This is a genomic window from Vibrio caribbeanicus ATCC BAA-2122, from assembly GCF_000165125.1.
Classification (GTDB): Bacteria; Pseudomonadota; Gammaproteobacteria; order Enterobacterales; family Vibrionaceae; genus Vibrio; species Vibrio caribbeanicus.
Genome location: NZ_AEIU01000061.1, coordinates 1 through 14,278, shown reverse-complemented (window position 1 = coordinate 14,278; position 14,278 = coordinate 1). Strand labels below are relative to the sequence as shown.

Sequence of the window (14,278 nt, the reverse complement as noted above, 5' to 3'; positions counted from 1 at the left end):
GGGTAGGATCATGCCATTTGAGCCCCTTATTACAGCGGTTATTGAAACCGCACTCAACTCCTTAATTAAAGACGACCCTGAATTGACACGTCGTTTAACACGTTTTCAGGGCAAGGTACTCCAAGTTCACTTAAAGGAGCTAAACCAAACGCTCACGTTTGTGTTCAGTCAGCAAATTGACGTTCTAAGTGGTTTTGAAGGAGAGCCTGATTGTTATTTATCACTCAATATCATGGTGTTACCAGAATTACGTGATCACTCAAAAATCACTCAACTGATTAAGCAAGATAAGTTAGAGTTAACTGGCGATATTCAGCTCGCGCAAAAGTTTTCTCAGTTATTGGTGGATAGTAAACCAGACATTGAAGAATGGCTGTCTAAAGTTGTTGGTGATGCCTTGGCTCACACTTTGGTCTTTAATGTAAGTCAACTGAATGATCGCATTTTGTCTCGAACAGCAAAAAGTCGACAGCAAGTCGCTGAGGTTTTGACAGAAGAGTGGCGCGTAGCGCCAGCTTCACTTGAAGTCGCCGATTTTTGTGATCAGGTTGATGAAGTACGAAGTCAAGCCGCACGTTTAGAAGTGAAGTTGATGCAACTGATGGAGCGCCTATGACGCCCTCTGAATTACGACGCTTGTATCACATCGTTCGGGTCCAGCTAGAGTATGGCCTCGATGAGCTCCTTCCTGATCACCAGTGGATGAAAGCGCCTCGATTAATTCGAAAAGGTTTATTCTGGTGTAAAAACAAACACCCTGATAAACCACTTGGGGACCGCTTAAGACTGGCTTTACAAGAGCTTGGCCCAGTATGGATCAAATTTGGTCAGATGATGTCGACCCGAAGGGACTTGTTCCCTCCTCATATTGCTGATCCCTTAGCCCTGTTACAAGACCAAGTCTCTCCTTTTGATGGCCAATTGGCTAAAGCACAAATCGAGCAAGCGCTCGGTGGTGCGATTGATACTTGGTTCGATGACTTTTGTGTTGAACCTTTGGCTTCGGCTTCTATTGCACAGGTTCACACAGCGACACTACGTGAATCAAATCAAGAGGTTGTGTTGAAGGTGATTCGCCCAGATATACGTCCTGCGATTGATGCGGATTTGAAATTGATGTACCGCATGGCGCGTATCGTAGCAAAAGCTTTGCCAGAGGCCAGACGACTTAAGCCTGTGGAAGTGGTTCGCGAATATGAAAAAACGCTACTTGACGAGTTAGATTTGCGCAGAGAGGCCGCCAACGCAATTCAACTCAGAAGAAACTTTGAAGGTAGCCAAGAGCTTTATATCCCAGAAGTTTATACTGACTTTAGTAGTGAGAGCTTGATGGTATCGGAGCGAATTTATGGCATTCAAGTTTCCGATATTGATGGGTTGGTAGACAACGGAACCAACATGAAGTTACTTGCTGAGAGAGGGGTGAGTGTCTTCTTTACTCAAGTGTTTCGTGACAGTTTTTTCCACGCCGATATGCACCCTGGAAATGTTTTTGTTTCTTATGAAAATCCAGATAACCCACTGTGGATAGGGCTTGATTGTGGCATAGTCGGTACCCTAAATAGTGAGGATAAACGCTATCTTGCAGAGAACTTTCTCGCTTTTTTCAACCGTAATTATCGGCGAGTTGCTGAGCTTCACGTGGAATCAAATTGGGTGCCGCGTAATACCAATGTGGATGAGTTTGAGTTTGCGATTCGCATGGTGTGTGAGCCCATTTTTGCCAAGCCATTATGCGAAATTTCATTTGGTCATGTTCTTCTTAATCTATTCAACACCGCAAGACGCTTTAATATGGAGGTTCAGCCGCAGCTTGTACTGCTGCAAAAAACGCTCCTTTATGTAGAAGGGCTCGGCCGCCAGCTTTATCCACAGCTTGATTTATGGCAAACCGCAAAGCCTTTCCTCGAAGAGTGGATGATGAACCAAGTTGGGCCTCAAGCTTTTATCAATGCGGTAAAAGATAGAGCACCATTTTGGGCAGAGAAACTGCCAGAACTGCCTGAGCTACTGTACGACGGACTGCGTCAGGGTAAAATGATGAACCAGCGTATCGATAGGCTTTATCAAGGCTATCGCTCAAGTAAAAAACAGCAAGCAACAGGTAAGTTTTTATTTGGTATTGGTGCGACTTTGGTTATATGTTCAGCGATATTACTAGATAGCAGTCACCAATTGCTGTCCTTGGGCACTGCCGTGAGTGGTGTGGTTTTTTGGTTGATGAGCTGGCAGGCTTATCGACGTTAGACAGAATCGTTATTTGGGGGGAGTGAAAAATGGGTGGTATAAGTGTTATTCAGTTGTTGATTATCGTTGCTATTGTAGTGTTGCTCTTTGGCACAAAAAAGCTTCGTAACATCGGTTGGGATTTGGGCAGTGCACTAAAAGGTTTCAAAAAGGCTATGAAAGAAGAAGAGACAGAGAAAAAAGACGCCGACTTTGAGCAGCCCAACATAGAGCAGAAAAAGACCTCGTCAACATCCGAAACTCAAAAAGATAAAGAGCAGAGTTAAGCTATGTTTGATATCGGTTTCTGGGAGCTGGTATTAATTTTTGTGGTCGGTTTGGTGGTCTTAGGTCCAGAGCGCTTGCCTCACGCCATTCGCAGTGTGGTCAACTTTGTGCGCTCTGCGAAAAGCATGGCAAACAGCGTCAAAGATGAGTTGAATCACGAGCTCAAAACACAAGAGCTCCATGAGAATTTAAAAAAAGCTGAGCAAATGGGAATGAAAAACCTCTCCTCTGAAGTTCAATCGTCCCTAGAGCAGCTCAAGCAAGCCGCACAAGAGGTGCAGCGGCCTTACGCTGCTGATGATACTGAAGATAAACCTGAGACGCGTGAGCGCGCATCAATACACAAGTCAAAAGATGACAACCAATAAGTGCTGACGTCTGGTATCACTCAACGCAAGGTATTTGACGATTTTAATTAAAACGGGGCGTTTATGTCTTCTGCAGAGCACACTCAACCTTTGATTAGCCACTTGTTGGAACTCAGAAGCCGTCTGCTGAAAGCCATTGCAGCAGTGGTATTGGTTTTTCTGGCAATGGTATATTTCTCTAATACGATTTATGAGTTTGTATCGGCGCCTTTGATTGAGCGGCTACCTGCTGGGGCGACCATGATTGCAACGGACGTTGCGTCTCCCTTTTTTACGCCGCTCAAGTTAACCTTAGTTGCGGCGATATTTGTATCTGTCCCCTATATCTTGTATCAGATATGGGCATTTGTTGCTCCCGGCCTTTATCAACACGAGCGACGCTTAATCATCCCCTTATTGTTCTCAAGCTCCTTACTTTTCTACTGCGGTGTTGCTTTTGCCTATTTTGTGGTTTTCCCACTGGTATTCGGCTTTTTTACCACGATATCGCTTGGTGGAGTTGAGTTTGCCACCGACATATCGAGTTACCTCGATTTTGTACTTGCGTTGTTTCTTGCATTTGGGATTGCTTTTGAAGTGCCCGTCGCAATTATATTACTGTGTTGGACAGGGGCGACTTCAGCTAAAAGCTTGAGTGAGAAACGCCCTTATATCATAGTGGGAGCATTTGTTGTTGGTATGATGCTAACGCCCCCCGATATGATTTCACAAACGCTATTGGCTGTGCCTATGTGCTTGCTGTTTGAGGTAGGATTGTTTTTCGCGCGTTTTTATAGCCCACAAGATCAGGATGTTGAGTCCTGATGGTTGAGGGTTAACAAGTCACTATTATTGGGTTATTCGGAGAGTGGTATCACTCCCCCCTATAGAGAAAATAGCCTTCTGGCGTTGTGCGTTGTTAGCGTATCGATATCTTCGACGCTGACTTGACGTAGATCAGCAATTCGCTGGGCTACGAGAGCGGTATAGGCTGGCTCATTTCGCTTTCCTCTATGGGGTACCGGAGCGAGGTAGGGGCAATCAGTTTCAAGAATCAGATAGTTGATGTCAAGATGAGGAATGACTTGATCCATGCCTCCATTTTTAAAGGTCGATACGCCCCCTAAACCAAGGTGAAACCCCAAATCATTAATCGCTTTGGCTTGTTCGAGACTACCACCAAAACAATGAAATACTCCGCTAAGTGAGCCATCTTGCTCTTTTCTCAGAAGAGTCAATGTTTCCTCGATGGAGTCGCGAGTATGAATAACGACAGGCAGAGACATTTCCTTCGCCCAGTTTAATTGAGTAATAAAGGCACTCTCTTGTTCGGCTTGGTAGGTTTTATCCCAATACAAGTCGATGCCGATTTCACCTACAGCAATAAAAGAGTGTTTGTCAAACCAGGAGTAAATGGTCTCAAGATTTTTTTTAACATTATTATCCACGTAGCAAGGGTGTAGTCCCATCATTGAGTGGCAGACATCCGGGTAGAGCGCTTGCGTAGTGAGCATAGGTTCAATAGAGTGTATATCGATATTGGGCATTAAAATTTTGTCAATACCTTGCTCAAGTGCTCGAGTGATGATTTGATCGCGATCTTGATCGAATTCGTCGGCATAAATGTGGGCGTGGGTATCGATCATGATTATTCTCTTATCTATTGACTGTCGAGTATTATACGCCAGTGTGAGCGTAAGGTCATTTTTTGTATTTTAAACGGTTATATCTGGTGTCGATACTGGTGAATGATATGATGACAACTGAGCACTTTCACTACACAAGGAGTAACGAGTGTCTGTTATGATTCAAGGTCAATTTCCCGGCCGCCGTATGCGTCGGGTGCGTAAGCACGAATTTAGCCGCCGTTTAATGGCAGAGAAGGCTCTGAGCGTCAGCGATTTGATTTATCCAATGTTTATTCTTATGGGTAAAGATCGGCGTGAAGCTGTTGATTCTATGCCTGGTGTTGAACGTTTATCGATTGATTTGATGCTTGAAGAAGCGCAGTATCTTGCACGTCTTGGAGTGCCGGCAATTGCTTTATTTCCGGTTGTGAACCAAGATGCCAAGAGCTTGTGTGCAACTGAAGCTTACAACTCAGAAGGGCTTGTCCAAAGAGCCGTAAGATCGTTAAAAGAGCATGTGCCTGAGATTGGGGTAATAACCGATGTGGCGTTAGATCCGTTTACGACCCACGGTCAAGATGGAATTATTGATGATTCAGGTTATGTTCTCAACGATGAAACCACACAAGTATTGATTAAGCAGGCACTTTCTCACGCAGAAGCTGGAGCCGATGTTATTGCTCCATCCGATATGATGGATGGAAGGATCGGAGCCATTCGCGAGGCTTTAGAAAAAGCAGGTCATATTAATACGCAGATCATGGCCTACTCAGCAAAATACGCATCAAGCTATTATGGGCCATTTCGCGATGCAGTCGGCAGTGCAAGTAACCTTAAAGGCGGCAATAAGAAAAACTATCAAATGGATCCAGCTAATACTGATGAAGCCGTGCACGAAGTGGCTATGGACATCAACGAAGGTGCGGACATGGTGATGGTTAAGCCGGGTATGCCTTATTTAGATGTTGTTCGACGAATCAAGTCTGAACTCAAAGTGCCAACGTTTGCTTATCAAGTCTCTGGTGAATATGCAATGCACAAAGCAGCGTTTGCCAATGGCTGGTTACAAGAGCGCGAGACGGTAATGGAGTCATTGCTTTGTTTTAAACGAGCTGGAGCTGATGGCATTTTAACCTACTTTGCTAAGGATGTTGCTAAGTGGCTAGCAGAAGAAAATGCCAAAGCTGCAACTTACTTAGAAGGTGCTCAAGAATAACACCAATCAAAATATCATAGGCTAGCCAGTATTGGCTGGCCTTTTTTATGGGTAAAATTTGATGAGTATTATATGCCGTCCCGGAACATTGGAAGAATGTGTTCAAGTTGTGGAACAGATTGCGGAATTTACAAGTAAAGACACCGTTGAGAGCTTATCTGCACGTCTAAAAGATAAAAAACATCTTATTCTTGTTGCACAAAAAGGGAACGACATGCTTGGATTTAAAGTGGGTTACCAGATCGATGATACCACGTTCTACAGCTGGTTTGGAGGCGTATCCTCATCAGCGAGAAAAGCAGGGATAGCACAAGCATTGTTAGATACTCAGCAAAGGTGGGCTTATGAGCAGGGTTACAAAAAAATTAAAGTGAAATCACGTAACCAGTTTCCATCTATGCTGAGACTCTTAATTAAAAATGGTTATTTAATTGAAAAGTATGAAGAAAAACACAACCTTCTAGATGGGCGTATCTATTTTATAAAGCAACTAGATTAATAACAAAAAAATTAAATGAGATTTTTTCTCATTTAGATGTTGACTATGCAAATGAGAATAGTTATTATTTGTCTTGTCTTAGGGAATGAAATAAGTTCAACAAGACCCAAGTAAGCCCGCTTTCATTGTGTCAGCGATTGTCTTACCAAGGTCTTTAGCGAACTTGCACTCGTTCTTTTTGACACGACATTGCTCACATTGCTTCCAGTGTAATTTATAGCTTTATGGTGAAGCGCATCAATGGATATGCTTTGACCTTTTTTTTGCTAGGCGACATCGAAAGATGTCGCTTTTTTTATGGCTGGAATATTTTATGGTGAAAAGCTCACCGATATTCTTTTCCACAAGGCAAGATCATTTAATGATCTTGCTATTATTGTTCGATCTTGAAGTTTTTACTTAAATATCATGAATTTATTGTCAAACGCATTGGTTTTTTAATCGAAGTTATTACTTGTGGGTAAATAATATAAACAGAGTTATCCACATGTCGAGGGGTAATTTGGATCACTTTATGTGGACTTATCATAGGTTTAAAATGGATCGAGATCTTGAGTCGTGGCATTCTAAACACAATTTTTGTCTTGTTTGGATACTCAAAGTCTATGGCTAATATTCCTGATAACCCACTTATCTTAATTGATGGCTCTTCTTACCTTTATCGCGCCTTTCATGCTTACCCAGGTACAATGAGCAATGGTGAGATCCCCACTAATGCGGTGTATGGTGTTGTCAACATGCTGCGAAGCATGATGCGTCATTATGCCTCTGATCGAATGGCGGTCATCTTTGATGCAAAAGGAAAAACATTTCGAGATGACATGTACCCAGAGTACAAAGCCAATCGCCCTCCTATGCCTGATGATCTGCGTTGCCAAATTGAACCGCTACACAACGTTATAAAGGCTATGGGACTACCGCTGATCTGTGTCCCAGGCGTAGAAGCGGATGATGTTATTGGTACATTAGCTACTCAAGCATCGGCAGAAGGCATCCCTGTGTTAATTAGTACAGGTGATAAAGATATGGCTCAATTGGTTGATGAAAACATTACCTTGATCAACACCATGACGAATACGGTGATGGATCGAGAGGGGGTGGTTGAGAAATTTGGGATCCCACCTGAGTTGATCATTGATTACTTGGCTCTTATGGGTGACAAGGTCGACAATATCCCGGGTGTCCCGGGTGTGGGAGATAAAACGGCCACAGCACTACTTCAAGGTATTGGAGGGCTTGAGCAATTGTATGATAACTTAGATTCTATCGCAGCATTGGGCTTTCGTGGTTCAAAAACTATGGCGAAAAAGCTTGAAGAGAACAAAGATGATGCCATGCTTTCATATCAACTGGCTACCATCAAGCTCGATGTAAAATTAGATCACGATATACCATCGTTATCCAAATCGGCACCCGATCAAGATTCATTGATCAAATTGTATGGTCAACTGGTATTCAAATCTTGGCTTAATGAATTGCTTGAAGGTGGTGATGGCACAATTATGGCAGATGGGGCCGCATTTTCACGCGGATCAGATACCTCATCTGATCTCGACACCTCAGCGGTAAAGATTGATAGAAGTCAATACGAAATAATTCTGGATGAGTCGGCCATGGCAGTGTGGTTAAATAAACTGCGCAGTGCCGATGTGATCGCGTTTGATACCGAAACCGATAGTCTTGATTATATGGAAGCAAACTTAGTCGGCGTCTCATTCGCGATTGAGGAAGGAGTGGCAGCATATGTCCCCGTTGCTCATGATTACATGGATGCGCCCAAGCAGCTTGAGCGAGACTGGGTCCTGGAACAGTTGAAGCCGATACTTGAAGATGGATCACGAGCGAAGGTTGGCCAGAACCTAAAATACGATGCGAGTGTGCTGGCACGATACGGTATCGATATGCGAGGCATCAAGTTTGATACCATGCTGGCTTCATATGTTTACAACAGTGTTGCAGGCAAACATGATATGGACAGCTTAGCGCTGCGTTTTCTGCAACACAGCTGCATTTCTTTTGAGCAAGTTGCGGGCAAAGGCAAGAAGCAATTGACGTTCAATCAGATCGATTTAGAACAAGCAGCACCATATGCTGCAGAAGATGCGGATGTGACCTTTAGGCTTCATCAGCGATTGCAGAAGAGCTTAGATGCCAGTGATAAGCTTGCGAGCATTTATCGGGATATTGAAATGCCTTTGGTGCCCGTTCTATCTCGCATCGAGCGCACAGGGGTATTGATCGATGACATGAAGCTTTCTGCTCAGTCGCAAGAGATTGCGTTGAGATTAGATGCGCTTGAGCAGCAAGCTTTCGACATAGCGGGTCAAGAATTCAATATGAACTCTCCCAAACAATTGCAAGCTATTTTGTTTGAGAAAATGGGGTTGCCCGTGGTTAAGAAAACCCCTTCAGGAACACCATCAACGAATGAAGAAGTACTGCAAGAGTTGGCTCTTGATTACCCGCTACCTGAAAAGATCCTTGAGTATAGAGGGCTAGCTAAGCTCAAGTCTACGTACACAGACAAGCTTCCAAAGATGATAAATCCGACCACAGGTCGAGTGCATACTTCGTATCATCAGGCTGTGACAGCGACCGGTCGCCTTTCTTCTACCGACCCCAATTTACAGAACATCCCAATTCGAAATGAGGAAGGGCGCAGAATTAGGCAGGCTTTTGTAGCACCGCATGGTTATAAAATCATGGCGATTGACTACTCACAAATCGAGTTAAGGATTATGGCGCATCTATCCGGAGACCGTGCCTTACTTGAGGCCTTTCAGCAAGGCAAAGACATTCATGCCGCGACTGCGGCAGAGATTCTTGGTGTTGATATCTCTCAAGTGACTGCTGAGCAGCGTCGTAGAGCAAAGGCAGTGAACTTTGGCTTGATCTACGGCATGAGTGCATTTGGATTAGCGAAGCAATTGGGTATTCCTCGAGGGGAAGCCCAACAATACATGGATACGTATTTTGAACGCTACCCTGGGGTGATGCAATACATGGAAGATACCCGCAGTATCGCTGCAGAGCAGGGGTATGTTGAGACAATTTTTGGCCGTCGTTTGCATCTACCTGAAATACAATCGCGCAATGGAATGCGCCGTAAAGCAGCTGAGAGAGCGGCTATTAATGCCCCGATGCAAGGCACTGCGGCAGATATCATTAAAAAAGCGATGTTGTTGGTCGATGATTGGATTCAAACTGAGGGCCAAGGACGAGTGAAGTTGCTTATGCAGGTACATGATGAACTTGTGTTTGAAGTTGAAGAAACAAGTTTGCCTGAAATTGAAAGTAAAATACGAAATTTGATGGAACAAGCGGCACAATTGAAAGTTCCATTAGTGGCTGAAGCAGGTCATGGCGAGAATTGGGATCAAGCACATTAAATAAAATTCAATTATATCAATACATTGAGTTTTTTTCTCGATTTTTGTATTTAAACGGGCTCTATTTTAAATGTAGTAAAATAAAATAAAACTGAAAATTTATTTCAAAAATAGTTTTCATTTATAACCTTTTGCGCTACATTAACACTCGTAGGGTACAGAGGTAAGATGTTCTATCTTTTAGACCTTTTGTTTCACGTTATTGGATTAGGCTAATTCAGCCGCCCCAGTCAGTATTTGACTGGGGCGTTTTTTATTGGGTCACGGTAGCGAGAAACATTGTCTGTACCAATGAAGTAAAGTGACAACCATACTTTGTGTTACACAATAATGTTGTTAAATAACAAGAATGGGCTTTTAGAACAACAAGCCCCAGTTATGAGGCTTGTGTAGGAAGAGTGGTATTCAATCGTTTGAAGCGTTATCTTGCTCATTGAGCTCATCAGAGATAGTTTCTGCAACCGCGGGTGCAAACCAATCATCAAGCTTTGAACGTAATGTGTCGACCCCAATACCTTTCAGTGATGAGAATGCAGCAACACTAACATCTCCGCCAAAACCTTCAGCATCCTTTTTAATTTTGAGAACCTGCGCCTTTCGAGCGCCACTTTTTAGCTTGTCTGCTTTCGTTAGTAAAACCTGAACTGGAATACCGCTGTCCACTGCCCAAAAAATCAATTGTTGATCAAGATCTTTCATCGGATGGCGTATATCCATTAAAACGACAAGCCCCTTTAAACATTGACGCTTTTGCAAATACTCACCGAGTGATTTCTGCCACTTTTTCTTCATTTCTAAGGGGACTTGAGCAAAACCGTACCCCGGAAGGTCGACAATATGGCATCCATCAATTACCTTAAAAAGGTTAATGAGTTGTGTTCGACCTGGCGTTTTACTGGTTTTTGCCAGACCACGCTGGTTGGTTAATCGGTTTAGAGAGCTGGATTTTCCGGCGTTGGAGCGTCCTGCAAACGCAACTTCGATACCTTCATCCTCAGGCAAATGACGGATGTCAGGTGCACTTGTGATGAAATGGGTGTTTTGATAATGAATTTTTACGCTCACTGTTAACTCCATCTCGACTTTGTGTTGTCGATTGATTACTTTTTTGTGAAATAGTGTAAAATAACCGTGTTCGGCATAAGGACGTATATTGTATCACGAGTGGGAACACAAAGTGGTACTGGAAGCTAGATAATTATAATGGAATGTCATGAATAAATTAGTGCTAATTGCGAGTCTGTTAGCCAGTTGCTCTATATCGGCCCAAGGCAGTATAGAAGCTGGTAAAACAAAGTCTCTCACCTGCGCTGCTTGCCATGGTGCAGATGGCAACAGCCAGATTCCTATGTATCCTAAACTTGCTGGTCAACATGAGAAGTATCTCGAAAAGCAATTGAGAGAATTCAAACTTGGTATGACTAGCGGCGGTAAGCAAGGACGTGTTAACGCCGTTATGGGCGGTATGGCCATGGTTTTATCTGAGCAAGATATGGCTGATCTCGCGGCTTATTACGCCTCATTGACTACATCGTATAATACCACACCTGAAAATGTCGTAGAAGCTGGCAAGGTTTTGTACACAGCTGGCGATGCTGAGCGTGGCCTACCTGCTTGCGTTGCTTGCCATGGTCCGCGTGGTAATGGAACCGAGCTTTCAGGGTTTCCTAAAATTTCAGGACAACATGCAGATTATATAAAATCGCAACTGCAAATGTTTCGTGATGGTGTTCGTGGCAATGATATGAATGCGATGATGCGAGATGTCGCTAAAAAGTTGACCGATGAAGAGATAGAGACGCTCTCACAATACGTCGGTGGACTTCACTAAGCTGACTGGCGGTAGTTAATTATGCAGTTGACTCTGTAGAGCTCAGATTGCTCTCTGAGCTTTTTTATTTGACGCGCTTCACACCCTGTTTTTCTCCTTTCTTCCAAGTTTTCTACCTTTTTTGTGAGAGATCGGCCATTCAACGCATAGTAATTTTACGCCATTGTTATCTAAATAATTAAAAATAAAAGCGTATTTATTTACTTTGTAAAATTTTGTCTTTTTTTTAGTATCGAGTGTTGCACCGCTTTTTCTTTGGCGTAGATTAAAGTTAACGGCAGGACGCTGTGATAGGGAGAGAGGCAGGATACCTCTAGTGGTGTTTTTAGTTAAACATTCTAAGGAATAATCAGTAAGTCGGAGACTTACTGGACACGGATGGTCAGCTCGTTTTAGGAATGAAACACAGTAATGGACCAAGCTCAGGAAGAGCTCAAATACTTGGATGTTGTAAGGACGTCAAAACTCATCAGGACGATGACAAACAAGACGCGCAGCAGGGACAGCACCAATAACAAATGGATTTTTGGTGTACCTAAACTGGGTACAACGAAATTAGCCTCAGGGCATTTTGAAAGCGATAGAGTCAGTCTATCGCTTTTTTTATTGTCCGTTTTGCTAAAACGATGCTTATTTGCTCTGTTTTACTCCACACTCGCTTCACTTTCTGGTATGTTTCGCATCCCTGTAGATAGGATATTTTCATGCACATATGCCCACTTTGTCATCACTCGGCGACCCAGCACTATTTTAGTGATAAAAATCGAGAGTATTTTCAATGTTCACGATGTGAGCTTGTCTTTGTCGATCCTGATATGAGATTGGATACTGGTACCGAGAAGGCTCACTATGACAAGCATGAGAACAACCCAGAGGATCTCGGCTATCGACGTTTCTTGTCACGTGTCGTGAACCCTTTACTTGAGCGTATTGAGCCTGAATCTCATGGGCTTGATTTCGGTTGTGGTCCTGGGCCAACATTGTCTGTGATGTTAGAGGAGCAGGGGCATGTAGTGAGTTTGTATGATATTTACTATCATTCGAATACAGACGTACTTAAATGGACGTATGATTTTGTCACCGCGACAGAGGTGATAGAGCATCTCTATCATCCTGATCAAGTGTGGTATAAATGGTTAAATTTAGTTAAACCCGGTGGCTGGATTGGTCTGATGACCAAGATGGTCATTGATGTTGAAGCGTTTGCTCATTGGCATTATAAAAACGATCCCACTCATGTGATCTTCTTTAGCCGAGCAACGTTTCAATATTTGGCAGAGCGCGATCAGCTCGAACTTGAATTTGTTGGTAATGATGTCATTTTACTGAGGAAAGTGCAGTAATGAGCCGTAGTAAAAAATCCAGATCAGGTGGTAACACTGATGTTGTCGTGGTGCGAAATCGCACTCAATCTGATGTTGAAGGGCGTTTACGTAAAAAAGAGAAAAAACGCAAAGGGCTAAAAACGGGGAACCGAAATTCAGATGGAAATGAGTCGTCTGTAAACTCAGTTGGTAAGGCGCGAGATCCCCGTTTGGGTAGTAAAAAGAAGATTCCCTTGGTGGTCGAAAATACAACCAAGCCAACCAAAGCGCAGCGTAGATTGAGTGCTGAGCAGGAACTTGAGATGCTAGAGAACGATGCTCAGCTTAATGTGTTACTCGATCGATTAGATAATGGTGAGAGTCTTGGTGCGGGCTTACAAAAATACGTCGACCAAAAGCTCACACGTATTGAGACCCTTATGAAGCAGTTGGGCATTTTTGACGCGCAAATGGAAGACTCCGAAGAACAAGAGATGCCTCCTGCGAAAAATTCAAAAAATGTTGATAAAGATGATGCACTTTTGTCGCAGTTTGAAGATGTAGACCTCAATCAGTTTAAGGGATAAAACATGAGCCTTGACACGACGACGTTAGCCATCGCTGGTGGCGTGATTATTTTCGGTTTAGCTTCGTATGCTGGCTATCTTTTGCTTCAACTTAAGAAACAAAATGAGTTACAGCAGCAGCACCGATTGCTGGCGATAGAGAAACGGAATGCCAATATCTTTGAAAGCGTTCGAGTGTTATGTATGGCTGGTATTCAAGGCCAATGTGATCTGTCTGAAATCAGCATTCGACTCTACAATATTATGGATTATGTTCAAGGTGAACAAAGGGTTGATTTTGATCAAGAATATCCAGCCACCTCTGAGCTTTTCCATATTGTTAAAGATATGGCTCGTGGGGAAGCGAGACAAAGCTTGGTGAAAAAAGAGCGGATGCAACAAAACCTCGCTCGTCACAAAGCAGAATCACGTCTACAAGAGGCCATTGTCGTTGAGTTAGAACGTCTACAAAGACATGTTGAGCCGCTCAATAAGCAAATCGATATCCAGATGGTCTGATTGGAAATTGGCGGATAGTTAATTGGACTATATCCGCCTCAGATAAGCGACCGATGGAATGAGTGTTTGTTAAAAAATCTATCGATAGGAAGAGCATTTGCATCACCCGTCTTTCAAACAGAATATTTTTAGTCGTCCTCTTAGCTCATTTTGTGGCACTATCATACACCTAGGTTTTATGGCCGCCGTCACTCTATAACAAGCCGAAAATGGGGATATCATCATGCCGCAGTTTGTTGATGTAAACCAGGATATTGTCTGGGATCAAACCATGTTGAACAAATATAATCACTCAGGGCCTCGCTATACTTCCTACCCAACAGCCTTAGAGCTACACCAAGCTTTTACCGTGGCTGAATATGATATGGCTTGTACTCAATATCCTGAGCGACCTCTGTCCCTTTACATTCACATCCCATTTTGTCATAAGCTTTGTTACTACTGTGGGTGTAATAAAGTGGTGAC

Annotated in this window: 15 protein-coding genes and 1 pseudogene; 14 read left to right on the top strand and 2 right to left on the bottom strand. The window is 43.2% G+C overall.

Going from position 1 to position 14,278, the window contains the following annotated elements; all coding sequences use genetic code 11:
- Positions 1-10: 10 nt before the first annotated feature.
- The 5 genes from RH40_RS06940 to tatC all read left to right on the top strand — a co-directional run bounded on the left by RH40_RS06940 (position 11) and on the right by tatC (position 3,686).
- Complete coding sequence (locus RH40_RS06940) at positions 11-616, top strand: ubiquinone biosynthesis accessory factor UbiJ (protein WP_009600719.1); 606 nt, start codon at positions 11-13, stop codon at positions 614-616.
- On the top strand, positions 613-2,247 hold the full coding sequence (ubiB, locus tag RH40_RS06935; protein WP_009600718.1) for a ubiquinone biosynthesis regulatory protein kinase UbiB: 1,635 nt from the start codon (positions 613-615) through the stop codon (positions 2,245-2,247). Before RH40_RS06940 ends, ubiB begins: the two co-directional genes overlap by 4 nt.
- A 29-nt stretch (positions 2,248-2,276) precedes the next feature.
- Positions 2,277-2,513 (top strand): Sec-independent protein translocase subunit TatA, encoded by a 237-nt coding sequence (gene tatA / locus RH40_RS06930; RefSeq protein WP_009600717.1) that lies wholly within the window; start codon positions 2,277-2,279, stop codon positions 2,511-2,513.
- A gap of 3 nt (positions 2,514-2,516) precedes the next feature.
- Positions 2,517-2,882 carry a Sec-independent protein translocase protein TatB gene (gene tatB / locus RH40_RS06925; RefSeq protein WP_009600716.1) on the top strand — a complete coding sequence of 122 codons (366 nt, stop codon included), beginning with the start codon at positions 2,517-2,519 and terminating at the stop codon, positions 2,880-2,882.
- A gap of 63 nt (positions 2,883-2,945) precedes the next feature.
- Positions 2,946-3,686 (top strand): twin-arginine translocase subunit TatC, encoded by a 741-nt coding sequence (tatC, locus tag RH40_RS06920; RefSeq protein WP_009600715.1) that lies wholly within the window; start codon positions 2,946-2,948, stop codon positions 3,684-3,686.
- A gap of 59 nt (positions 3,687-3,745) precedes the next feature.
- Here the strand turns inward: tatC and RH40_RS06915 are convergent, their stop codons facing one another.
- Positions 3,746-4,507: a TatD family hydrolase gene (locus tag RH40_RS06915; RefSeq protein WP_009600714.1), complete on the bottom strand. Its 762-nt coding sequence runs from the start codon at positions 4,505-4,507 to the stop codon at positions 3,746-3,748.
- A 148-nt stretch (positions 4,508-4,655) separates the two neighbouring features.
- Here RH40_RS06915 and hemB point away from each other — a divergent pair, with 148 nt between their 5' ends.
- From hemB to spfP, 4 genes are all read left to right on the top strand, one after another.
- Positions 4,656-5,705: a porphobilinogen synthase gene (gene hemB / locus RH40_RS06910; RefSeq protein ID WP_009600713.1), complete on the top strand. Its 1,050-nt coding sequence runs from the start codon at positions 4,656-4,658 to the stop codon at positions 5,703-5,705.
- Between the two features lie 61 nt (positions 5,706-5,766).
- Positions 5,767-6,204: a GNAT family N-acetyltransferase gene (locus tag RH40_RS06905; RefSeq protein ID WP_009600712.1), complete on the top strand. Its 438-nt coding sequence runs from the start codon at positions 5,767-5,769 to the stop codon at positions 6,202-6,204.
- Positions 6,205-6,809: 605 nt separating this feature from the next.
- Entirely contained in the window at positions 6,810-9,593 is a 2,784-nt protein-coding gene (gene polA, locus RH40_RS06900; RefSeq protein ID WP_009600711.1) for a DNA polymerase I, read from the top strand.
- A 168-nt stretch (positions 9,594-9,761) separates the two neighbouring features.
- Positions 9,762-9,809, top strand: coding sequence for a small protein SpfP (gene spfP / locus RH40_RS21290; protein ID WP_439144645.1), 48 nt, complete (start codon positions 9,762-9,764; stop codon positions 9,807-9,809).
- A 189-nt stretch (positions 9,810-9,998) separates the two neighbouring features.
- Here spfP and yihA read toward each other — a convergent pair whose 3' ends face one another.
- On the bottom strand, positions 9,999-10,658 hold the full coding sequence (gene yihA / locus RH40_RS06895; RefSeq protein ID WP_009600710.1) for a ribosome biogenesis GTP-binding protein YihA/YsxC: 660 nt from the start codon (positions 10,656-10,658) through the stop codon (positions 9,999-10,001).
- Positions 10,659-10,806: 148 nt separating this feature from the next.
- On the opposite strand from yihA, the gene RH40_RS06890 reads away from it, so the two are divergent.
- The 5 genes and pseudogenes from RH40_RS06890 to RH40_RS06870 form a co-directional block, all read left to right on the top strand.
- Positions 10,807-11,424, top strand: coding sequence for a c-type cytochrome (locus RH40_RS06890; RefSeq protein WP_009600709.1), 618 nt, complete (start codon positions 10,807-10,809; stop codon positions 11,422-11,424).
- Between the two features lie 704 nt (positions 11,425-12,128).
- Complete coding sequence (locus RH40_RS06885; RefSeq protein WP_009600707.1) at positions 12,129-12,767, top strand: class I SAM-dependent methyltransferase; 639 nt, start codon at positions 12,129-12,131, stop codon at positions 12,765-12,767.
- Entirely contained in the window at positions 12,767-13,315 is a 549-nt protein-coding gene (gene yihI / locus RH40_RS06880; RefSeq protein WP_009600706.1) for a Der GTPase-activating protein YihI, read from the top strand. The genes RH40_RS06885 and yihI overlap by 1 nt, the downstream gene beginning before the upstream one ends.
- A 3-nt stretch (positions 13,316-13,318) precedes the next feature.
- Positions 13,319-13,813 (top strand): DUF2489 domain-containing protein, encoded by a 495-nt coding sequence (locus RH40_RS06875; protein WP_009600705.1) that lies wholly within the window; start codon positions 13,319-13,321, stop codon positions 13,811-13,813.
- 223 nt (positions 13,814-14,036) lie between these two features.
- A pseudogene (locus RH40_RS06870) lies at positions 14,037-14,278 on the top strand (oxygen-independent coproporphyrinogen III oxidase); the annotation flags it as partial.

Bases quoted from the DNA above. Each gene is read 5' to 3' on its own strand.
- RH40_RS06940 (WP_009600719.1), top strand. From the start codon at position 11: ATGCCATTTGAGCCCCTTATTACAGCGGTTATTGAAACCGCACTCAAC.
- ubiB (WP_009600718.1), top strand. From the start codon at position 613: ATGACGCCCTCTGAATTACGACGCTTGTATCACATCGTTCGGGTCCAG.
- tatA (WP_009600717.1), top strand. From the start codon at position 2,277: ATGGGTGGTATAAGTGTTATTCAGTTGTTGATTATCGTTGCTATTGTA.
- tatB (WP_009600716.1), top strand. From the start codon at position 2,517: ATGTTTGATATCGGTTTCTGGGAGCTGGTATTAATTTTTGTGGTCGGT.
- tatC (WP_009600715.1), top strand. From the start codon at position 2,946: ATGTCTTCTGCAGAGCACACTCAACCTTTGATTAGCCACTTGTTGGAA.
- RH40_RS06915 (WP_009600714.1), bottom strand. From the start codon at position 4,507: ATGATCGATACCCACGCCCACATTTATGCCGACGAATTCGATCAAGAT.
- RH40_RS06905 (WP_009600712.1), top strand. From the start codon at position 5,767: ATGAGTATTATATGCCGTCCCGGAACATTGGAAGAATGTGTTCAAGTT.
- polA (WP_009600711.1), top strand. From the start codon at position 6,810: ATGGCTAATATTCCTGATAACCCACTTATCTTAATTGATGGCTCTTCT.
- RH40_RS06890 (WP_009600709.1), top strand. From the start codon at position 10,807: ATGAATAAATTAGTGCTAATTGCGAGTCTGTTAGCCAGTTGCTCTATA.
- RH40_RS06885 (WP_009600707.1), top strand. From the start codon at position 12,129: ATGCACATATGCCCACTTTGTCATCACTCGGCGACCCAGCACTATTTT.
- yihI (WP_009600706.1), top strand. From the start codon at position 12,767: ATGAGCCGTAGTAAAAAATCCAGATCAGGTGGTAACACTGATGTTGTC.
- RH40_RS06875 (WP_009600705.1), top strand. From the start codon at position 13,319: ATGAGCCTTGACACGACGACGTTAGCCATCGCTGGTGGCGTGATTATT.